Below are 21795 nucleotides of genomic sequence, written 5' to 3'. Positions count from 1 at the left end.
GTTAAGCCAACTCCGCCCGCACCATCGCGGTGCCGTCGACCATGGCCTTCAGCTTTGCCTGGCTATGCTCGCGGCTGTGGTATTTCATCCCGCAATCAGGCGCGATCCACAGGCGTTCGGCGTCGACGTAGCGCAGCGCCTCGCGGATGCGGCCCGCGACAACCTCGGGCGTTTCGACCTCGGGAATCGACAGGTCGAGCACGCCGTACATGATCGTCTTGGTCGGCAGTTCGGCAAGGATCGCAGGGTCCAGCCCCGGCTGCGCCGCTTCGATCGAGATGACGTCGATCGCCGACGCTTCGAGTTCGGCGAGGAAGTCATAGGCCTTGGGCTTCGGTCCGGTCGCGCCCGCGCCATGATGCACCATCGCATAGCCGAAGCAGATGTGGAGCGCGGTGGTGCCGCCGACGCCATCGAGCGCGCGGTTGATCGCCTCGATGGCGTAGCTGTTCGCCTCCGCCGCGCGCGCCTGCAAATAAGGCTCGTCGAGCTGGACGACATCGACGCCGGCAGCGAACAGATCCTTCACCTCGGCATTGACCGCGTCGGCATAGTCCATGGCGAGCGACCGCGCGTCTGGATAATAGCCATTTTCGGCCTGCTGCGTCATCGTGAACGGGCCGGGCAGAGTGAGCTTCACGGGCTTGGTCGAATGGCGGCGCAGGAAAGCGGCGTCCTGCGACTCGATCGGCGCGACGCGGCGGATCGGCCCCGACACGAGCGGCACCGGATTGGCGTTGCCGGTGCGGTCGATCGCGGTCCCGTGCTTTTCGCGGTCGATCCCGGACAGCGCGGTGGCAAGGCGGTTTGAATAGCTTTCACGCCGCATTTCGCCATCGCCGACAATGTCGATGCCCAGTTCCTCCTGATCGCGGATCGCCATCAAGGTCGCAGCCTCCTGCGCATCGGCGAGCCAGGGTTCGGGGATGCGCCACAGCGTTTCGGCGCGCACGCGCGGGGGCAGGCTGGCCTTCAACCGCTCGCGGTCGATCAGCCAGTCTGGCTGGGGGTAGCTTCCGACGATCGTCGTGGGCAATATGGGGTGGTCGAACAAGGCCAATCCTCTCGATTTTTGGGCTGGTCAAACATTTGCTTAGTATTCTATCTAATTCAAGTCGAAACGACGGTGGGAGAGCGAAATGATCGATCTGGAGGCCATCCGGACGCTGGCGGATATTCCGGCGGCGCAGGCGCGGGTCAGGGGACAGGCAACGGCGGTGAAGTTCGGGACGCGGGAGACGAGCTTTTCCGATCTCGACACTCGTTCCAATCGGGTCGCCAATGCCCTGGTCGCATCGGGCGTCGCGCCCGGTTACCGCGTTTCGGCGCTGACCAAGAACCACGACAGCTGGTATCCGCTCTTCTTCGGCGCCGCGCGCGCACGCGCCTGTTTCGCACCGATCAACTGCCGCCTTGCGCCGGCGGAAATCGGCTTCATCCTGGGCGATGCCGGACCGAAGCTGCTGTTCGTGGGAGAGGATTTCTTCGACTGTGCGCTCGCCGCCGTAGCGGAGTTGGCGGCGCCGCCGCGACTGATCGCACTTTATGGCGAGCACCCGGCATTCGAGCCGTTCGATACCTGGCTGGGCGGCGCTTCCGACGCGCCGCTCGCCGACCCGCCGGAACTCGCCGACGATGTGCTCCAGCTTTATACCAGCGGGACGACCGGGCTGCCGAAGGGCGTCGTGCTGACGAATGCGAACTACCGCACGTTTCTCGAAGCCGCGACTGAGGTCGATGGCTTCGCTTATGGCGAGGACGAGACGGTGATGATCGTCATGCCCTTGTTCCACGTCGCGGGCACGAACGTCAGCTTCTCCGGGCTGGCACAGGGCGGACGGTTGGTCCTCGTCAAGGACTTTACGGCCGCCGGCGCCGTAAGCATGATGCGCGAGGAAGATGTCGCTCATGCCTTTCTGGCGCCCGCGATGATCCAGATGATGTTGCTCCAGCCCGACGCAAATGCCGGCGGCTATCCGCTGCTCAAGTCGATCGCTTATGGCGCGTCGCCGATCGCGGAGGATGTGCTGCGCCGCGCGCGCCAGGTCTTCGGATGCGACTTTGTGCAATTTTACGGCATGACCGAATCCGCGGGGGGCGGCTCCTACCTCTCGCCCAGCGCGCATGACCTGCCGGGCAAATTGACCTCATGCGGCAAGCCCTGGCCGGGTGCCGCGATGGCGATCCTCGATGGCGCCGGGAATGAGCTTGGTGACGGCGAGATCGGGGAAATCGCGATCCGCGGCGGCATCGTGATGAAGGGCTATTGGAACCGGCAAAAGGCGACCGAAGAAACACTCGCGGGCGGCTGGCTCCACACTGGCGACGTGGGATATCGCGATGCCGAAGGGTTTTACTACGTCCATGACCGGATCAAGGACATGATCGTGTCGGGCGGGGAGAATGTTTATCCGGCCGAGGTCGAGGGGGCAATCATGGGCTGTCCCGGCGTCGCTGACGTCGCGGTGATTGGCGTGCCCGACGATAAATGGGGAGAAAGCGTGAAGGCGCTGATCGTCCCCGCAGCGGGCGCGACGCTTGACCCTGCGGATGTCGTGGCCTGGGCACGGACACGGATCGCGGCGTATAAAATTCCCAAGAGCGTCGAATTCATCGACGCGTTGCCGCGCAATCCGTCAGGCAAGGTGCTCCGCCGCGAACTCCGCGCGCCCTATTGGGAAGGCCGCGATCGCGCGGTGGGGTAGCGGGAGGTCGGCATTGGGGTGGGAAGCGGGCATTTAAATCCTCCCCATCGACTTGCGATGGGGAGGGGGACCGTCCGCGAAGCGGATGGTGGAGGGGCCGCAACGTCGCGCCAATAGCCCCTCCGGCCGTCTTCAAACTCGCGGCGGGATCAGGCGTAAGCGTCGATTGCGGCGAGGTGGCGCGCCTTTTCGGCGTCGCTCAGAAAAGAGCCGGAGAAGCTGTTGCGCGCGAGCGTCAGCAGCTCGTCTTTCGACAGGTCGAGCGCGTCGGCGACGGCCAGATAATTGCCGTTCACATAGCCGCCGAAATAGCTGGGATCGTCGCTGTTCACCGTCGCGTTCAGGCCAGCGTTCAGCATCGTGCGAAGCGGATGGTCGGCCATGTCGCCCACGACGCAGAGCTTGAGGTTCGATAACGGGCAGACGGTGAGCGTCATGCCCTCCGCCGCCAGCCGCCGGGCAAGCGCGGGGTCTTCGAGGCTGCGATTGCCATGGTCGATGCGGTCGACTTTCAGCAGGTCGAGTGCTTCGTGGACGTAAGCGGGCGGCCCTTCCTCGCCCGCGTGGGCGACGAGCTTGAGGCCGAGACCTCGCGCCCTTGCGAAAACGCGCGCGAACTTGGCGGGCGGATGCCCGACCTCGGACGAATCGAGCCCCACCCCGTCGATGCGGTCGAGGTAAGGCAGGGCTTCGTCGAGAGTGGCCTCGGCTTCGGCTTCGCTGAGATGGCGGAGGAAGCACATGATCAGTTTCGACGTCATGCCGTAGCGGGCCGCGGCGGCGTCGAGCGCGCGGGTGATGCCCGCGATGACCGTCCCGAACGCGACACCGCGGGCCGTATGGCCCTGCGGGTCAAAGAAGATTTCGACGTGGCGCACGGCGTCGGCGTGGGCGCGCGCAAGATAGGCCGCCGTCAGGTCGTAAAAATCCTGTTCGCGGTGGAGGACGCCCATCCCCTGATAATAGATGTCGAGAAAATCCTGGAGGTTCGAGAAGGCGTAGGCGGCGCGCACCTCCTCGATGGTCGCGAAGGGAATGGCGACCTTGTTGCGCTGCGCCAGGGTGAACATCAGTTCGGGTTCGAGCGAGCCTTCGATATGAAGGTGCAGCTCTGCCTTGGGCAGGCCCGCGATAAAGGCGGCGCGGTCGTCGGCCGATGCGAAACCTTCAGCCATCGGGTTGCTCCTCTTCGCGCAAGATGATCGCCGCTTCGGGCTTGTGCCGCCGGATCTCGTCGATCGTCAGCCCGTCGACCTCGTGCGGAAAGATCAGCCATTGGTCGGTTTCGTGGACAAAGAAATCGGGGCGGAGGTCGGTGACGTTGCGGCCCGGTTTGTACCAGACGGTCGCGATGCGGATGTCGCGGGGCATATTGTGGCGACAGCGCGCCTTCAGTTCGGCGATGAAGGCGCGGATACTGCGGCCGCTGTCGAAGACATCGTCGATGATCAGCAGCCGGTCGTCGGGGTTGAGCGTGTCGATGAGATAGCCCAGCGCGAAGACCCTGACCTCGGCGTCCTGCCTGTCGATCCCGTGATAGGACGAGGTGCGGATCGCGATATGGTCGCAGTGCTGGCCGTGATAGTCGAGCAGTTCCTGCACCGCGATCCCGACCGGAGCGCCGCCGCGCCAGATGCCGACCAGGTGCGTCGGCCGAAAGTCGCTGTCCAGCACCTGCATGGCGAGCCGAAACGAGTCGGCAAGCAGGTCGTTCGCGCTGATGAAGATTTTCTCGCCGCTCATGTGCGTGGATTAAGCGCGCGTGTCCAGCGGGGCAAGGCGAGTTTCGACTGGAAGCGGACCTATCCATCCTCGTCACCCCGGACTTGATCCGGGGTCCATGACGACGGTTCAGCTATGGATCCCGGATCAAGTCCGGGATGACGAAAGATACTCAGCGAACGCCCACTCCCCACCCCAAAACCGCCATTCGTGACCCGTTTCGGCCCGCTTACGCCGCGATCAGCACGCCATGATAGATGGGGTTCTCGAATGCGCGCCCGGCGCCCATCGCAACGCAGATCAACGCATCGTCGGCCACCACCACCGGTAGCCCGGTCGCTTTCGCAATCGCCTTGTCCATCCGGCGCAACAGCGCGCCGCCGCCGGTCAGCGTGATCCCCTCGTCGATGATGTCGGCCGACAGTTCGGGCGGTGTCTGTTCGAGCGCCGCGCGCACCGCGCTGACGATTTGCCCGACAGGCTCGACCAGCGCCTCGGCAATCTCGGCTTCGGTCACCTGCACCTCGGCGGGGCGGCCGGTCACCAGATCGCGGCCCTTCACCCCCATGACCATGCCATCGTCGGTGGGCGGGGTCGCGCATCCGATCGTCAGCTTGACGCGCTCGGCGGTCATTTCGCCCACCATCAGATTATGCCTTCGCCGGATCGACGAGGAAATCATCTCGTCCATCTTGTCGCCGCCGACGCGGACCGAATTGCTATAGGCAATGCCGCTCAGCGACAACACCGCAACCTCGGTCGTACCGCCGCCGATATCGACGACCATCGCCCCGCGCGGCTCGGTGACATGCAGCCCGGCGCCGATCGCGGCGGCCAGCGATTCCTCGATCAGCTGCACCGACACCGCACCGGCGTTGGTCGCCGCATCGCGGATCGCGCGGCGCTCGACCATCGTCGATCCCGACGGCACACAGATCACGACATTGCTGCGCTGCATGAACCGGCTCGCCCCGCCCTGCGCCTTGTCCATGAAATGCTTGAGCATCTGTTCGGCGACATCGATGTCGGCGATCACCCCGTCGCGCAACGGGCGGATCGCCTGGATATTGTCGGGGGTCTTGCCCATCATCAACTTGGCCTCGTTGCCGACGACCTTGACGCGGCGGATGCCGTCGCGCGTCTCCAGCGCGACGACCGACGGCTCGTTGAGCACGATGCCCTTGTCCCGCACATATACAACGGTGTTCACCGTACCCAGGTCGATAGCCATATTGTGCGCGGCCGGCGCAAACCGATTAAAGAACTTCATATACGGGGCAAATGCCTTCGGGAATGAATGGAATCACCAGGCGCGGCTGGCGCGTCAGCGCGCGCCGCGTCTGCCGTTCGACCGCTGCGGCGAAGGCGCGGGCACGTCAACGAAAGGCGGCGGCAATACTGCCAGAACGGTGGTTTCTCAGGCCCGGTTGATCGATCGGTTCAAAATTCGGGACCATTTGCGTCGGGCACCAGGAATTTCAGCCCGTGCAGCCGGATCACCCGGTCGTCGGCGCACACCGGCGCCGCGATCAGGCGCATCCACCGGCGCGGCGCCTGCGCGGGCTTGATTTCGACATCGATCGTAAAGCCGCGCCGATGCTTGATGGCATAGGCGCGCAGCTTCTCCATCGCCGCTCGCGATGGCTCGCCATACAGCGCGACGCTCTCTTCGCGGGTGACCGCGGCCCCACGCGGGATGCCGAAAATGTCATAGACATCGTCGGACCAGGTCAGCCGGTTGTTGTCGGTCAGGTCGCATTCCCACTGGCCCAGCCGTGCAGGCCGCATCGGCGCGACGATCGTGTCGAGGTCGGGAACCGGGTCCAGCGCCTCGTTCCCGTGAAGCTGCCCAAGCTCGAAGAAGCGGTCGCGCTCGTAAAGCGGCCAGCTATGGTGGACGGGCAAGGGATAGGTCTGTTTCAACGCCCCGGTCTTCCGCTGTGTCACCCAAGGATAGGCGCCGGCGCTTAACAAGTGATGATGCGGATTTACAGCAATCTTTGCCGCGCGAGCGCAATTCCCGCCAGATTTTGTGTCCGTTTGACGTGGCGGACCGCGGGCGACGCCCCATCGCCGACGAGCGCGCGGAACGCGGCCAGATGGCCCGCCGCGGCGCCGCGGGCGCGCATCGTGCCGTTCGCCTGCGCCACCACGGCCGCGGCGTCGCCGAGCAGGACGAAATTCGGCAACGCCAGATCGCGCGCCAGTCGCAGCGCCGCGATCAGCGCCAGCCACTCGGCATCCAGGCTGCTGCCGATCCCCGCGTCGCGCACGACCGTCGCGGCGCCGCCGGTCACGACGGCGGTCTCCATCTTGCCCGGATTGGGACGGCAGCCGCCGTCGAAATAGATTTTGATCCGGCGCGCCACCATCACACTCCTTTAGCCGGTCAGAACGTCCCGCGCACCGAAAAGGAAAAGATCGGCCCGATCAGCCGGTCGCGCTCTTCGACAAAGCTGACCGGGCTTTCACCGCGTACCCCGGTATAGGCCGTCCGGTCGCGCTTCGACCGCGCGTTGGCGATGTTGCGCACCGACGCGCGCACGGTCAGCCCCAGCACATCCTTATGCTCGACAAAGACCGATGCCCAGACCGGGCCCTCCCAGACCTTGTCGACCTGGTTGCGGCGATAATGGGGCTGATAATGGGCATATTCGACGTCGCCGCCCCACGCCCAGTCGCTGGCCGGAATGTCGTGACGCAGGCCCAGGCTGATCACCGTGTCGGTGAAGCCGTTCCACTGCCTCTTCTCGCCGGTGAAGGGATCGCGCAGCGAACTTTTCTGAAGCAGCAGCCGGGGTTCCAGCCGCATGCCCTTGATCCCGGCGGGGTCGAGGTTGATCGTCGCGGTCCAGTCGATCGCGCCCGCCTTCGCCTTCGCGATATTGCCGACCGCCTCGCCGTTGGTGCCGATCGGAATGACATCGACGCGGTCTTCGACGTCGCGATAGATCAGGATGATCTTCGTCGATCCCCACGCGCCGAATTTCTTGTTGATCTCGGCCTCATAGGTCCAGTCCTGCTGGGGCCTCAGGTCATTGTTGCTTTCATTCTGGTTGCCGTCGTTCAGAAAGGCCCGCGCAAGGAAATCATAGAAGGAAAGCTGGAGCACCCGGCGCCTCAGCTTGACCGAAATGTCGAAATCGGGCGCGGGCGTCCACGCCAGCGAGACCGATCCCTTGGGCCGGAAAAAGCTGCGCGTCAGGCCGTTTATGCCCGTCTGGGTGATCGTCGAATGTTCGGCGCCGGCGATGATCTGGACATTCAGCTTGTCGGTCAGCTTGCGGCCAAAGCTCAGCAATCCTTCGTACCGATCCTCGCTGACGCGTCCGGTGCCGCCCTCGAACGGCTGGTCGACCCATGCCCCCGCCGGGTCGAGCACCGCGATCGAGGCGACATTGTCGAGCGTGTTGAACGCCGCCTCGCCCGACAATTGCCAGTCGCCGCCGAACATCGTCCACTGATATTCGCCGCGCCCGATCGTCTCGCCCAGGTCGCCGGTCTGCGCAAAACGGTCGCCGGTCGCGATGCCGCCGTCGGGGGTCGCGATGATCTCTTGCCGATAGGGTTCGTGGCTGAACCGGCGAAGCCCGATCAGCTTCAGCTTTCCGGGGCCAAGCCCGAACTGATAGTCGCCGCTGACCTCGTAATTCCAGCTGTCGGCATTTTCATACACCGTGCGGATGCTGTCGGGCAGGCCGGGGCCGGTGCGCACGCCATCCTCGTAATAACGATCATATTTGCGCTGGTAATGACCGCCCAGATTGGCAACCGTATCGCCCGCCGGGTCCCACGTAATCCGCCCCGAAAGCTTCGGCGTGTCATAATGGGTGTTCCAGATGTCCGTGCGGCGTTCGGTGATGTTCCCCGCGCCGTCATAGATCAGCGTCGGCCCGCCCGCCCCGCTGCGCGCCGAATCGTCGTTGTTCAGCGCGACCTCATATTCGATCGCGCCCGTACGGCCGCGCACCGACACGTCGGCGCGGGTGAACAACGGGTCGGTGTAATGCGCGCGAAATTCGGGTTTCCACGAAAACTGCCCCGAAAAAGCATCGGCGCGATAGACGATATTGGCGACCTGCCCCGACAATCCGGGGATATCGAGCGTGGCGCCGTCGATGACCTCGATCCGTTCGACATTGCCCGCGGGGATGCGCGACAATTGGGTGTACATGTCGTCGCCCTTGTTCGACGGCCGCTCGCCGTTGAACAGCACATTGCCCGTCGCCTGCCCCAGCCCGCGCAGATTTTCATTGTCGCGGATCTGGAAGCTCGGGACCTGGATCAGCATGTCATAGGCGTTGTTGGGCGAATAGCGCGCAAAGTCGGCGGGCGCATAAACCTGCCGCGCCGCATTGCTGGTGCCGCCCGCGGGCGCCTCGGTCGGCGCGGGCGGCGGCGTGTCGCCGCTCGGCGCCGCCGTCTCCTGCGCCAGCGCGGGGGTGGAGAGCGCGGCCGCAACCGCCATCAGGCTGGTCCATCGCGTCACTTGGAAACGCCCCCCGCCGCGCGGTTCATCGCCTGCGCATATGCGCCCGTCACCCCCATCGCCTTCATGCCGACCACCTCGTCGGCGCTCAGCTTTCGGTATCCCGCCGCGGCGAGCCCGCGGACATAGGCGCCGTCGACGCCCAGCGCCTTGCACGCGATGGCATCCTCGACGTCGGTCAGCACCAGCGCCTCGGACCGCAGGTCCCGGATATAGTCGGGGCTGACCTCCAGCGCCGCCGCCGCGATCAGGTCGTCGGCATCCTTCGGCCGCACGCCTTCCTTCGCCAGCCCATCGGCCAGCTCGATCGTCGCGTCGACCATCAGCATCGCGAGCAGGGTGGAGCGGCGGTCCGGCGACAGGCCGCGATCGCCCAACGCCCGCTCGAAACCCGGATCGGAGGTGAAGCGGCATTCGCCCTTCCCCTCGAACGCCCGCGTCAGCGTGCCGGTGCATGCCAGCGTCCCCGCATCATGCGTCACGGTAAAGCGGACCGGCCCCGGCGTGCTCTGGCCGAGCGCGGCCTCGGCGGCGGCGAAATAGGGGCGCGAGCCGTCAAGCGCCTGATCGCTGCGCGACTGTTTATGCTGGATGCGGACGCGCGGCGCGCCCTTCTTTCCGCCCGCCGGTTCGGCGACCCAGCTGACGTCGCTCAGGACCAGCGGATCGGCGGCGGCGGTCGGCGCGGCGCAGGCGAGGATCGACAACAGCGCGGCGCCGCCGGCAAGATACAGGGCTTTCATTGGGTACACTCCTCCCTCCGTGCGCCGGGCAAGCGTCATCGCTCGCCGCCGCAACGGCGTTTCCAAACAGGGTTTCGATTAAGCGTCCGCGGGTGCGGACGAATGGCCGGGCGTCAGTCGCGGACGGGCGGCTCGGGCGGTTCGGGTGTCACGGGGAATGCGATCTGGGCGGTCCGGCCGTCGGCGCCCCGCGCCTCGATGACGCCGCGTTCCATATCGACCACCGCGACATTCTCGCCGCGCACCGCTTTCGTGACCGACCGGGACGCGCGCGCGGGACGGGATTTGGTCGCGCCGACCCACCCCGTCGCGCGCAGTTCGATCGCATCGTCGGCGTCGCGCATCTTCACCCCCGACCTTTGCATGTCGGTAACGAAATCGCAGTCGACCCCCATCGCCTTCAGCGCGATCAGGTCGTCGATGCCGACGTCGGGGAAGTGCGATTTCATGTCGCGGGCAAAGGCCGCGTTGACGCCGACATGCCGTGCACCGACCAGTGCGTCGAAATCGGCGCCTGGAATGACGCCGCGCATCTGCCGGATATAGGCCGGGTCAATCCCGCTCGCCTTGGCCGAGATGATCTCGTCGGCGTCGAGCGAGCCGCCCTGTTCGCGCATTTCGGCAACATATTCTGGGGTGACGCCCACCGCACGCATACTCACCAGCTGTTCGGCGGAGAGCGTCTGCGATGTCGCGGCGGCAACCGCCCTATCGTCGGCCGCTGCGGTCTTTCCGGCTGCCGCCGACGGCGATGTCAGCGTCGACGTCTTCCTGGAGGTCGCGGCGACGTCGGTGTGGACGTCCGCCGTCGCCGCGGGGCTGGCCGTCGCCGAAAAGGCGGCAAGCGGCGCCGTCACACCCGCCAGCACCACCAGGCTCATCAGGATCCAGCTCGCGCTGGCCGGCCCGCGCTTCAGGCTGCCGTCGAGGACGCGGGTAATCCGGCGCTTCAGGCTGTCCTTGCCCGGTGCGACGCCATGCGCCGCCAGCAGCGCGCCCTGATTGTCGTGCCGCGCGGCGCCGACCAGCAAGGTCGCATAATCGGGCCCGTCGATGTCGGCCATCAGCACCGCATCGTCGGCGGCTTCCTCGCGCAATTGGTGGCTCTCGCGCGCCAGCATCCACACCAGCGGATTGAACCAGAAGACCGCACAGGCGACCCGCGCCCCCAGCAGTTTCGCCCAGTCGAGCCGCGCGACATGCGCCAGTTCGTGCGCGATGATCGCCTCGGCCTCACCCGATGCGGCGACCGCCTTCGGGCTGAGCACGATCGTCGGGCGCAGCACGCCCCAGCTGATCGGCGAGCGCAGTTCGTCGCTGACCAGCAGCGCGGTGCCATGCTTGAACCCCATGCGCCGCTGCGCTTCGGCCAGCGCCGACAGCCACGACCGTTCGACCAGAATCTCGGCGCGTCCGCGCATCGCGAACAAACGCACCACCGCGAGCATCATCACTCCCGACAGCAAAAGCAGGGGGACAAGATAGAGAAAGGGGGCAAGGTCGCTCCCCGCCGAAATGATCGGCGTCGATCCGGCGCTTTCCACCACGACAGGGACTGACGCCGTGGCGGGGGCCGGATCGATCGCCGATCCCCCTGTTATGGTCGTTTCGGCCGCGGGCGCGGCGAACCAGTGCGCGGGCAGCGGCGCCCATTGCGGCAGCAGCAGCATCGCGGCCGGCAAGGCGAGCAGCGCGGCAAGCCCGGCATGGGCGATCATCGACCGCTCGCCCGCCGAACGCCCCTGCGCGAGGCGAAGCAGCCCCAGCGTCAGCGCCGCGACAAGGGCGGATTTCCAGGCAAGGCCCAGCAACATGGCGGTGGTCAGCATCATTCCTTCCCCTCGCGTGCCTTGGCGATCATCTGTTCAAGCTCGTCGAGTTCGGCGGTGCTCATTTCGTCCTGCATACCCAGCAGCGCGGCGGCCGCGCTCGTCGCCGATCCGTTGAAAAAGACGCGCACGACCTGGCTGAGCGCCGATTTGCGCGCGGTCTTGTCCGACACGCTCGGCGCATAGACAAAACCGCGTTCGGACTGCTCGCGAACGACAAAGCCCTTGGTTTCGAGGCGCTTCAGCATCGCGCGGATCGCCGATCCCGACAAAGCGTCGGCCAGCGCCTCGCCGATCTCGATGACCGTCGAAGCCCCGCGCTCATATAGGATATCGACGATTTCGCGTTCCCGCGGCGGCAAACTGGACAACATGCGACTCACCTCATGCGCTACATTTGTAGCGTGCTACATTTGTAGCGCATGATTGGCAAGGGGTTTTATTCGGCTAATACACGGCGCGCGACGAGGGGCGGATTTTGGGGTGGGGCGGATAAGGCCGCGATCGGTCGAACCCGGCCGCAGCGTCATCCTCATCGGCCATTCAGCCGCCCATAACTCAGCCGCCCATGACGCGCGCGATGAGCCGTTCTTCCTTGGCGATCCACGGCGCCATGCTCGGCCGCGACAGGATTGCCTCGCTCCACGCGGCAATCTTCGGGTGCTTCGCGGCGTCGATGCACGCGCCGCAATGGCGCAAGTTCATCAGCGGCGACGCCACCGCCAGGTCGGCGAGCGTCAGCCGGTCGCCGACAAGGAAACCCGAAGCCGGGATCGCGCTTTCCAGATAGTCGAGCAGCTTGGGCAGTTCCTCGCCTTCGGCCTGCGCGGCCGCCGCCAGATCGCCTTCGCGGCCCAGAAACTTCGGCGCGACGATCCGGTTGAAGAACATCTTTCCGCTGCACGCCGCGAACACCGTGTCGCCGAATTCTTCCCACCAGATCACCTGCCCGCGCTGCTGCGGATCGGCCGGGATCAGCACGGGGTCGGGATGCTTCGCTTCCAGATACTGGATGATCGCGCTCGAATCGGCCAGCAGGAAGCCATCATCGTCCATCGCCGGCATCTTGCCGAGCGGCGACGCGGCACGAAATCCCGGATCGGGATCGCCGATGCCGACGCCCTTCAGGTCAAAGGCTATGCCCTTTTCCCCCAGATAACCCAGCAATTTGCGCACGAACGGCGACACCAAAGACCCGTAAATAATCATCCCGCGACGCTCCTTTTCCCAAGGTTGCAGCATAGGGAAAAGGTTGCGCTCCGCAACCCATTCGCGGCAATATCGCCGTCTCGCGAAATATTCTTGCCAACGCCCGCGCCGCGTGGAACATCCATCACCGCGAGGGGGGCGCTGCCGCGGCAGCCAGCAGGCAGGAACAAAAAATGCGCCCTAATTCATGGGCAGATCGGCTGTTGGCGCTGCTGGTCCGGTTTGTCGGGCTGGTCATCCTCTTGGCAACGCTCGCCGCCGCGACTGCAAGTTTCCTGTATAATCAATCGGAAGAGGCTGATCGCGCCGAGCGTGTCGCGTCGCAGGTCAACATGCGGCTGCACGATCATGTCGCGGTGCTGAAGGGGGTGCGCGCGCTCTATCAATCCGACGCCGCCGCCAGCGGCCCCGCCATCCGCGCCTATCTCGCCGCGCTGCAACCGCAGGTGCAGGCGCCGGGGATGGAGGGGGTCGGCATCGCCGCCGCGATGCGCGCCGCGACCCCCGCGGCGGTCGAGGCGAAACTGCGCGAAAACTACGGCCGCGACATCAAGGCGTGGCCCACCACCGACCAGCCGATCGGCTTTCCCGTCGTCCTCGTCGAACCCCACACGCCGCGCCGCGATGCGGCGCTCGGTTTCGACATGTACAGCGAACCGACCCGCCGCGCCGCGATGCGCCGCGCCTGGCAGACCGGCCAGCCCGCGGCGAGCGGCATCGTCCAGCTCGCGCAGGAAAAAGTGACCGACGCCAAACAGCCGGGCTTTCTGATCTACCTGCCCGTTTACGCCCGCACCCCGGTCGGCGCGAACCCCGACACGGTCGCCACGGCGCCCGGCACCCGCGCGATCGAAGCGTTCGTCTACGCACCATTCCGCACGGCAGACATGATGAAAGCGGTGCTCGGAACGCAGCTCGACACCATCGACGGCATCGAAATCTACGCGGGCGAAGGCCCTGCGGCACCGCTTGTTTTTCGCAAGGGCGCAATGGGCTGGGACGCGCAGGAACAGGTGCTGCGCGTTGCCGACCGGCAATGGACGATGCGCATTTCCTCTGGCCGCCTGCTCGAACGGCTCGGGCGCCCGCTCGCCATCATGATCTTCGGCATCGCCGTGGCATTGCTCGCGACCCAGCTTCACCGCGTTCAGCGGCGGCGGATCGACGCGGCCCAGGCGCTGGCGGAGGAAAAGGCGCGCCATGCCGAGGATCGCGAACTGATGATCGGCGAAATGGCGCACCGGATGAAAAACGCCTTTGCCCGTATCGGCGCTCTCGCCCGCATCACGCTGCGCGAATCGGAAAGCCTCGCGGATTTCGAGGAGAAATTCGACGGCCGGATGCGCGCCCTGTCCGACGCCAAGCAGATGCTCGTCACCGGCGCCGTCGACAGCGTCGAACTCGGCCGCATCGTCCAGCGCGAACTCGAAATCGCCGGACGGTCGCCCGACCAGCTTGCCGCGATCACCGGCCCCGTCGTCCAACTCGACGATGAAGGTGCCCAGGCGCTTTCGCTGGCGGTCCACGAATTTGTCACCAACAGCATCAAATATGGCGCGCTCGCGGGCGAAGGCGATCTGGTGGTCGGCTGGCGCCGTATCGACAAGGATGTCGAGCTGCGCTGGGTCGAAAGCAATCTTCGCGAAACCCCGCACATCGACAGCGAAAGTTTCGGCACCCAGTTCATCCGCACGCTGATCGAGCGGCAATTGAAAGGCAGCTGGAGCCGCACCGCGGTTGACAACAGCCTCGCCATCGTCATTCGCTGGCCCGACAATGGCACCCCCGACTGACTGGCAAATCTGGATCGACCGCGGCGGCACCTTCACCGACGTCGTCGCGCGGTCGCCCGACGGCACCGTGGTCACGACCAAATATCTTTCGGAAGACCCCGCGCGCCCGGGCGATGCCGCGGTGGGCGCGATCCGCGACCTGACCGGCGCAGGCGCGGGTCCGCTGCCGCCGCTCGCGATCCGCATGGGATCGACCGTCGCGACCAACGCCCTGCTCGAACGCAAGGGCGAACCGACCTTGCTCGCGATCACCCGCGGCTTCGGCGACGCACTCACCATCGGCTATCAGGATCGCCCCGAACTCTTCGCACGCCGCCTCGACCGCATCGCGCCGCCGCACGCCGCGGTCGCCGAAATCGCCGAGCGCGTCGGCCCCGATGGCGCCGTCCTGACACCGCTCGACGAAGCCGCCGCGCGCGCATCGCTGCAAGCCGCACGCGACAAAGGGCTCACCAGTATCGCGATCATATTAATGCACGGCTATCGCTACCCCGCGCACGAACAACGCCTCGCCGAAATCGCCGCCGAAATCGGCTTCACGCAAATCTCGACCAGCCACGACGTCAGCGCATTGATCAAACTCATCGGCCGCGGCGACACGACGCTTGCCGACGCCTATCTGTCGCCCGTCCTCCACCATTATGTCTGCCAATTCGTCGCGCAGCTGGGCGACGGCAGCGACCCGCAATTCATGAAAAGCTCGGGCGGCCTCGCCGCCGCATCCGCCTTCCACGGCCGCGACGCGATCTTGTCGGGGCCTGCGGGCGGCATCGTCGGCATGGTCGGCAGCGCCGCGCCCTTGGGCAAGACGCGCCTCATTGGCTTCGACATGGGCGGCACCTCGACCGACGTCAGCCATTATGCCGGCCGCCTCGAGCGCGATAATGAGACGATCGTCGCGGGCACCCGCATCCGCGCCCCGATGCTGCGCATCCATACCGTGGCGGCGGGCGGCGGCTCGATCTGCCGCTGGGACGGCGCGCGCCTATCCGTCGGCCCCGAAAGCGCGGGCGCGAACCCCGGCCCCGCCGCCTATGGCCGCGGCGGGCCGCTCACCGTCACCGACTGCAACATCCTGCTCGGCAAGATCCAGCCCGCGCACTTCCCCAAACTCTTCGGCCCGAACGGCGACCAGCCGCTCGACCGCAAGATCGTTGTCGAAAAATTCGCGGCGATGGCTGACGAGGTTGGCAACATCACGCCCGAAGCCCTCGCCGAAGGCCTGCTCCAAATCGCGGTCCAGCAGATGGCAAATGCGATCAAGCGCATCACCATCGCGCGCGGCCACGACGTGTCGCAGGGTTACAGCCTCGTCGGCTTCGGCGGCGCCGCGGGCCAGCATGTCTGCCTCGTCGCCGATGCGCTCGGCGTCGACGAGATATTGCTCCACCCGCTCGCCGGGGTGCTGTCGGCCTATGGCATGGGCCTCGCGCGCCCCTCGGCGATCCGCGAGCGCACGCTCGGCCTCACGCTCGACGGCGATTGTGCCGCCGCCCTCGCCGCAGTCGAAACCGAACTCGCCGCCCACGCCCGCGCCGACCTGTCTCCCGGCGCCGAAACCAGCCGCGAAACCCTGCTCTTCGTCCGCCTTGCCGACAGCGACAATGCGATCGAACTCCCCCTCGCGCCGCCCGCCGAGGTCGCATCGGCCTTCGCCGCCGCCTTCCGCCAACGCTTCGGCTATGCCCCGCACGCCAATCTCGTCGTCGATCGCATCCGCGTCGAACTGACCGAGGCGGGCGATACCGCCGCCACCCTGCCGCCGCCCGCACCGGGTGCCGAAACCGCCCCCGAAACCGTCGCCGCCTGGCTCGCGGGCGCGGCGCACGACGTCCCGCTCCACCAGCGCGCCGCGCTTGCCCCCGGCCGCACCATCGCCGGCCCCGCCATCATCGTCGACGCGCTGGCGACCACGGTGGTCGAACCGGGCTGGACCGCGACGGTCGAGCAGGAGGGGACATTGCGGCTCGCCAGCGTGCCCCGGCGAAAGCCGGGGCCCAGCGCAACAGAAAACGCGCGCAGCAGCGCGCATCGGAACGCGGCCACTGGACCCCGGCTTTCGCCGGGGCACACGAATTCCGCCGAAGAACCCGACCCCGTCCGCCTCGAAATCTTCAACAGCCTGTTCATGGCGATCGCCGAGGAAATGGGCGGCGCGCTCCAGCACAGCGCCTCGTCGATCAACATCCGCGAAAGGCTCGATTTCTCCTGCGCGATCTTCGACGGCGAAGGGCGCCTCGTCGCCAACGCGCCGCACATGCCCGTCCACCTCGGCTCGATGGGCGAAAGCGTGCGCACCATCCTGCGCCAGCGCACCAGCGACGGCCGCGGTATCCGGCGCGGCGACGCCTATGCCCTCAACGCCCCCTATGACGGCGGCACCCACCTCCCCGACATCACCGTCATCATGCCGGTGTTCGTAGAAGGCGACGCGCCAAGCTTCTTCGTCGCCGCGCGCGGCCACCACGCCGACCTCGGCGGCATCGCCCCCGGCTCGATGCCCCCCGACAGCAAGAGCATCGAAGACGAAGGCATCCTCTTCGACAATATGCTGATCGTCGACGACGAGAATTTCCGCGACACCGCGGTCGCATCGCACCTCGTCGACAGCGCATGGCCCGCGCGCAATCCCGCGCTCAACATCGCCGATTTGAAGGCACAGGTCGCCGCCTGCCAGCGCGGCGCGAGCGCGCTCGTCGACCTCAGCGCCGCGCACGGCGCCGCCACCGTCGCCGCCTATATGGCGCACGGCCAGCGCCAGGCCGAATCCGCCGTGCGCCAGCTCATCGCCCGCCTCGACGACGGCGCCTTCCGCTACGCGATGGACAATGGCGCCGAAGTTGTCGTCGCCGTCAAAGTCGACCGCAAGGCCCGCCACGTCACCATCGACTTCACCGGCTCGTCGCCCACCCTCCCCGACAATTTCAACGCGCCGATGCCGGTCGTCCGCGCTGCCGTCCTCTATGTCCTGCGCACGATGCTCGACGACCCGATCCCGATGAACGAGGGCTGCCTCGCCCCCGTCACGCTGATCGTACCCCCGGATTCGATGCTCTCGCCGACCTATCCCGCCGCGGTCGTCGCGGGCAATGTCGAGACGAGCCAGGTCATCACCGACGCGCTGTTCGCCGCCTTTGGCGCAATGGCCCCCGCGCAGGGCACGATGAACAATTTCACCTTCGGCAACGACGCATATCAATATTATGAAACGATCGCCGGCGGATCGGGCGCCGGTCCGGGCTTTAACGGCACCAGCGTGATCCAGACGCATATGACCAACAGCCGCATGACCGACCCCGAAGTCATGGAGATGCGCTTCCCGGTGATCGTCGAGGAATTTTCGATCCGCACCGGCTCGGGCGGCGCGGGACGCTGGCACGGCGGCGACGGCGCCACCCGCCGCATCCGTTTCCGCGAAGCGATGGCGGCAAACATCCTCGCAAACCGCCGCAAGATCGCGCCCGCGGGGTTAGCCGGAGGCGCCGACGCCGCGCCCGGCCGCAACTGGGTCGAACGCGCCGACGGGTCGGTTGAAATGCTCGCCGCGACGGGGAGCGCGAACCTTGCGGCAGGCGACGCTTTCGTGATCGAAACGCCGGGCGGCGGTGGTTTTGGGAAAGCCGAGGGGGATGAGACTTGATGGAAGCGGCGCAAACCCTCCTTCTCCCTCGATGGGAGAAGGATATGCAGCCTTATCGCGCAGCGATTAGGCGAAGTTGGATGAGGGTGAAGGTGCGTCCATGCACCACCATCTCAGGCCGAGACCGCACCCCCACCGCTGCGACTAAGCAGCAAGCTGCCAAGTCTCGCTGCCTCCCCCATCAAAGGGGGAGGTAATAGACATGCTCGTCCTGATCGGCATCCTCATCATCATCGCGGGCTTCCTGCTCCGCTTCAACCCGCTGCTTGTCATCATGGCCTCGGCGCTCGCCACCGGCCTCGCCGCCGGGCTCGATATCGCCGCGATCATTGCCGCCTTCGGCAAGGCGTTCAACGACACGCGCTATGTCTCGATCATCTGGATCGTCCTCCCCGTCATCGGCCTGCTCGAAGCCTATGGGCTTCAGCAACACGCCCGCACCCTGATCGGCCGCATGAAGGGCGCGACGCTCGGCCGCCTGCTCACCGGCTACCTCTTGCTTCGTCAGGGCATGGCCGCGGTCGGCCTCACCTCGGTCGCCGGCCATGCGCAGACCGTGCGCCCGCTCGTCGCCCCGATGGCCGAGGCCGCCGCCGAGGCCGCGAACCCCGCGCTCTCGGACGAACAGCGCGAAGAGGTCAAGGCGCACGCCGCCGCAACCGACAATATCGGGCTGTTCTTTGGCGAAGACATCTTCCTCGCGATCGGCTCGATCCTGCTGATGAAGGGCGTGCTCGAAGGCTATGGCTATATCATCGAACCACTGCACTTCTCGCTTTGGGCGATCCCGACCGCGATCGCCGCTTTCCTGATCCACGGCTTCCGCCTCCGCCGCCTCGACCGGCGCATGGCGGCGAAGACGGAGGCCGCGGCATGATCACCCTCGGCTTCGTCTATGTGCTCGCAGGGCTGACCTTCGCGGCCTTCGCCGCCCTCGGCCTCCTCGACCGCAGCAACCCCAAACGCTTCGGCAACGCTGCCTTCTGGGGGCTGCTCGCGCTGTCGATGCTTGGCGGCGACCATCTCGGCGATTTCGGCAACGGCCTCCTCGTCCTCGCGCTTGTCGCCATCGCCGGCACCGGCCAGATCGGCCGCACCCCCGGCGGCGACGTCGCGGCCGATGTGCAGGCGTCGCGCGCCGCGCAGCATGGCCCCTTTCTCCTCCTCGTCGCGCTGATCATCCCCGCCGCCGCGCTCGCGGGCACCTTCCTGTTCAAATGGATTCCCGGCCTCGCCGATCCCAAACAGGCGACTTTGATCTCGCTCGCGCTCGGCGTGCTCATCGCGCTCGCCGTCGGCATGGCGCGCCTCAAACCGCCTGCGCTGCTCCCGCTGCAACAGGGTCGCCGCCTGCTCGACGCGGTCGGCTGGGCCGCGATCCTGCCGCAGATGCTCGCCAGTCTCGGCGCGGTGTTCGCATTGGCGGGGGTCGGAGAGGTCGTCGGCGACCTTATCGGCACCGCCATCCCGCAGGGCAGCCTGTTCGGCGCGGTGCTCGCCTTCGGGCTCGGCATGGCGCTGTTCACCATGGTGATGGGCAACGCGTTCGCCGCCTTTCCGGTGATGCTGGCCGCGGTCGGCATGCCGTTGCTCATCAAGCAATATGGCGGCGATCCTGCGGTGGTCGCGGCGATCGGCATGCTCGCGGGCTTCTGCGGCACGCTGATGACCCCGATGGCGGCGAACTTCAACCTCGTCCCCGCGGCGCTGCTCGAACTCAAAAACCCCTATGGCGTGATCAAGGCGCAGATCGGCACCGCGGTGCCGCTGCTCGCGGTGAACATCGTCTTCATCTGGCTGTTCGCTTTCTGACTCGCCGCGATCGCCTACCCCCATGTCGTCATCCCGGCGAAGGCCCGGATGACGGATGATTTGTTTCCGTTCGTGTCGAGCGAAGTCGAGACACCCATCGGTTGCGCGCTCCTTCGCGGCATCTCGACTTCGCTCGATGCGAACGGATAAGGAAAGTTCATGCACCTCACCCCCGACCACGCCGCCCGCTTTGCCGCCGCCACCCTCGCCCATCTCGGCCGCGAATATCCCTACAAGATGGACCTCGTCCTCACCGGCCCCGAGGATGCGAAACCCCCGCGCGAACATCATCCGATCTTCCACGGCAGTTTCGACTGGCACAGCTGCGTCCATGGCTGGTGGCAGATCCTCCGCCTCGCGCGCCGCTTTCCCGATCTCCCCATCGCCGCCGACATCCGCGCCCGTGCCGACGCGATGCTCGTCCCCGAAAAGGTCGCGGGCGAACGCGCCTTCCTCGATCGCCCCTACTCCGCCGCCTTCGAGCGTCCCTATGGCTGGGCGTGGCTCCTCGCGCTCCATGCCGAGGCCGAAGCACATAACGCCCCCTGGGCCGCCGCGCTCGAACCCCTCGCGCTCGCCTTCGCCGCGCGCTTCCACGCCTTCCTCCCGAAGCTCACCTACCCCTTGCGCGTCGGCACCCATTTCAACATCGCCTTCGCATTGCTCCTCGCGCGCCACTGGGCCAAGCCGCGCGACCCCGCGCTCGTCGCCCTCATCGACGCCCGCGCGCGCGACTGGTTCGGCGACGACCGCGACTGCCAGGCGTGGGAACCCGGCGGCGATGAATTTCTCTCGTCCGCGCTGACCGAAGCGCATCTGATGGCGGTCGTCCTCGGCGGCGACGTCCCGCGCTGGTTCGACGCCTTCCTCCCCCGCGCCGCGCAGCAGCAGCCCGCGACGCTCTTCACCCCCGCGACCGTTTCCGACCGCAGCGACGGCAAGATCGCACACCTCGACGGCCTGAACCTCAGCCGCGCGTGGAGCTGGCGCGCCATCGCCGCCGCGCTCGGCCCCGCGCACCCCGTCGCCGCGCAAGCCGAAGCCGCGGCGCAGCGCCACCTCGCCGCCGCGCTCCCCCACGTCACCGGCGACTATATGGGCGAACATTGGCTCGCCAGCTTCGCGCTCCTCGCGTTGGACGGCCTTTGAGGCCGCACGTCCCATTGTTCGTCACCCCGGACTTGATCCGGGGTCCATGACGACGGTGCTGCGATGGATGCCGGATCGAGTCCGGCCTGACGAACAAAGCGAACGCGCTGCCAGCCGACATTGACAAGCCATCCCCTCGCGGCGAGAGACGGCGCAAGGGGAGAGAGGCCAAGGTGAACGGAAAGATGCTGCGTCCCACATCGTTCGATGTCGCCGAACGCGCCGGCGTGTCGCAATCGACCGTGTCGCGCGCGCTCCGCAACTCGCCCGGCGTCAACGCCGAAACGCGCGCGCGCGTCTCGGCCGCCGCGCGCGAGCTGGGCTATGTCGTCGACCGCCACGCCTCGTCGCTGCGCCTGAAAAGCAGCGAGACGATCGCGCTCGTCACCATCTGCCGCCCCGGCGAGGACCGCAGCGCAATCAACCCCTTTTATTTCGCGCTGCTCGGCAGCATCGCCGCCGCAACATCGGCGCGCGGCTTCAACCTGCTCGTCTCCTTCCAGGAAAATCCCGACAATTTCCGCGCCGACTTCGTCGCTTCGGGGCTCGCCGACGCGATGATCGTCATCGGCACCACCAGCAATCGCGCGGCGTGGGACTATTTCGCCGCCGCACAGGCGTCGGGTCTCGATTTCGTCTGCTGGGGCAGCCCCGGCAGCCCCTTTCACTGGATGCGCAGCGAAAATGATATCGGCGGCCAGCTC

Annotated in this window: 17 protein-coding genes and 1 pseudogene; 7 read left to right on the top strand and 11 right to left on the bottom strand. The window is 66.6% G+C overall.

The features are described 5' to 3' along the window. Position 1 precedes the first annotated feature (1 nt). The gene (locus A3E77_RS13715) at positions 2-1036 is read right to left on the bottom strand and encodes a 5-methyltetrahydropteroyltriglutamate--homocysteine methyltransferase (RefSeq protein ID WP_458574455.1); all 1035 of its coding nucleotides are present in this window, start codon (positions 1034-1036) and stop codon (positions 2-4) included. 103 nt (positions 1037-1139) lie between these two features. Here A3E77_RS13715 and A3E77_RS13710 point away from each other — a divergent pair, with 103 nt between their 5' ends. Beyond that, on the top strand, positions 1140-2705 hold the full coding sequence (locus A3E77_RS13710) for a long-chain-fatty-acid--CoA ligase (RefSeq protein ID WP_293646878.1): 1566 nt from the start codon (positions 1140-1142) through the stop codon (positions 2703-2705). A gap of 149 nt (positions 2706-2854) precedes the next feature. Here A3E77_RS13710 and A3E77_RS13705 read toward each other — a convergent pair whose 3' ends face one another. From A3E77_RS13705 to A3E77_RS13660, 10 genes are all read right to left on the bottom strand, one after another. After that, the gene (locus A3E77_RS13705; protein WP_293646876.1) at positions 2855-3880 is read right to left on the bottom strand and encodes an adenosine deaminase; all 1026 of its coding nucleotides are present in this window, start codon (positions 3878-3880) and stop codon (positions 2855-2857) included. Continuing rightward, the gene (locus A3E77_RS13700; RefSeq protein ID WP_293646874.1) at positions 3873-4448 is read right to left on the bottom strand and encodes a phosphoribosyltransferase; all 576 of its coding nucleotides are present in this window, start codon (positions 4446-4448) and stop codon (positions 3873-3875) included. The genes A3E77_RS13705 and A3E77_RS13700 overlap by 8 nt, the downstream gene beginning before the upstream one ends. Before the next feature lie 208 nt (positions 4449-4656). Continuing rightward, a complete protein-coding gene (gene mreB, locus A3E77_RS13695) occupies positions 4657-5697 on the bottom strand; it encodes a rod shape-determining protein (RefSeq protein ID WP_293646872.1) in 1041 nt (346 codons plus the stop codon). A 170-nt stretch (positions 5698-5867) separates the two neighbouring features. Next, complete coding sequence (locus tag A3E77_RS13690) at positions 5868-6350, bottom strand: hypothetical protein (RefSeq protein WP_458574454.1); 483 nt, start codon at positions 6348-6350, stop codon at positions 5868-5870. Between the two features lie 65 nt (positions 6351-6415). Beyond that, positions 6416-6799 (bottom strand): reverse transcriptase-like protein, encoded by a 384-nt coding sequence (locus A3E77_RS13685; protein ID WP_293646868.1) that lies wholly within the window; start codon positions 6797-6799, stop codon positions 6416-6418. A 17-nt stretch (positions 6800-6816) separates the two neighbouring features. Continuing rightward, positions 6817-8916: a TonB-dependent receptor plug domain-containing protein gene (locus tag A3E77_RS13680; RefSeq protein WP_293646866.1), complete on the bottom strand. Its 2100-nt coding sequence runs from the start codon at positions 8914-8916 to the stop codon at positions 6817-6819. Continuing rightward, complete coding sequence (locus A3E77_RS13675) at positions 8913-9659, bottom strand: hypothetical protein (RefSeq protein WP_293646864.1); 747 nt, start codon at positions 9657-9659, stop codon at positions 8913-8915. Before A3E77_RS13675 ends, A3E77_RS13680 begins: the two co-directional genes overlap by 4 nt. A 113-nt stretch (positions 9660-9772) precedes the next feature. After that, the gene (locus A3E77_RS13670; RefSeq protein ID WP_293646862.1) at positions 9773-11491 is read right to left on the bottom strand and encodes a M56 family metallopeptidase; all 1719 of its coding nucleotides are present in this window, start codon (positions 11489-11491) and stop codon (positions 9773-9775) included. Beyond that, positions 11488-11862: a BlaI/MecI/CopY family transcriptional regulator gene (locus A3E77_RS13665; protein ID WP_293646860.1), complete on the bottom strand. Its 375-nt coding sequence runs from the start codon at positions 11860-11862 to the stop codon at positions 11488-11490. Before A3E77_RS13665 ends, A3E77_RS13670 begins: the two co-directional genes overlap by 4 nt. Before the next feature lie 184 nt (positions 11863-12046). After that, positions 12047-12697, bottom strand: a complete 651-nt coding sequence (locus A3E77_RS13660; RefSeq protein WP_293646858.1) for a glutathione S-transferase family protein — start codon at positions 12695-12697, stop codon at positions 12047-12049. Between the two features lie 173 nt (positions 12698-12870). On the opposite strand from A3E77_RS13660, the gene A3E77_RS13655 reads away from it, so the two are divergent. From A3E77_RS13655 to A3E77_RS13630, 6 genes and pseudogenes are all read left to right on the top strand, one after another. Continuing rightward, the gene (locus A3E77_RS13655; protein WP_293646856.1) at positions 12871-14490 is read left to right on the top strand and encodes a CHASE domain-containing protein; all 1620 of its coding nucleotides are present in this window, start codon (positions 12871-12873) and stop codon (positions 14488-14490) included. Next, positions 14474-18130 (top strand): hydantoinase B/oxoprolinase family protein, encoded by a 3657-nt coding sequence (locus A3E77_RS13650; RefSeq protein ID WP_293646854.1) that lies wholly within the window; start codon positions 14474-14476, stop codon positions 18128-18130. Before A3E77_RS13655 ends, A3E77_RS13650 begins: the two co-directional genes overlap by 17 nt. 202 nt (positions 18131-18332) lie before the next feature. After that, entirely contained in the window at positions 18333-19007 is a 675-nt protein-coding gene (locus A3E77_RS13645) for a DUF969 domain-containing protein (RefSeq protein WP_293646852.1), read from the top strand. After that, on the top strand, positions 19004-19942 hold the full coding sequence (locus tag A3E77_RS13640) for a DUF979 domain-containing protein (RefSeq protein WP_293646850.1): 939 nt from the start codon (positions 19004-19006) through the stop codon (positions 19940-19942). Before A3E77_RS13645 ends, A3E77_RS13640 begins: the two co-directional genes overlap by 4 nt. Before the next feature lie 159 nt (positions 19943-20101). Beyond that, positions 20102-21091, top strand: a complete 990-nt coding sequence (locus A3E77_RS13635; protein ID WP_293646848.1) for a DUF2891 domain-containing protein — start codon at positions 20102-20104, stop codon at positions 21089-21091. A 185-nt stretch (positions 21092-21276) separates the two neighbouring features. Then, positions 21277-21795: pseudogene (locus A3E77_RS13630) on the top strand (LacI family DNA-binding transcriptional regulator); the annotation flags it as partial.

Origin of the sequence: Sphingopyxis sp. RIFCSPHIGHO2_12_FULL_65_19 (assembly GCF_001830555.1) — a bacterium.
Lineage (GTDB): Bacteria > Pseudomonadota > Alphaproteobacteria > Sphingomonadales > Sphingomonadaceae > Sphingopyxis.
This window is presented reverse-complemented; position numbering and strand designations above follow the sequence as displayed.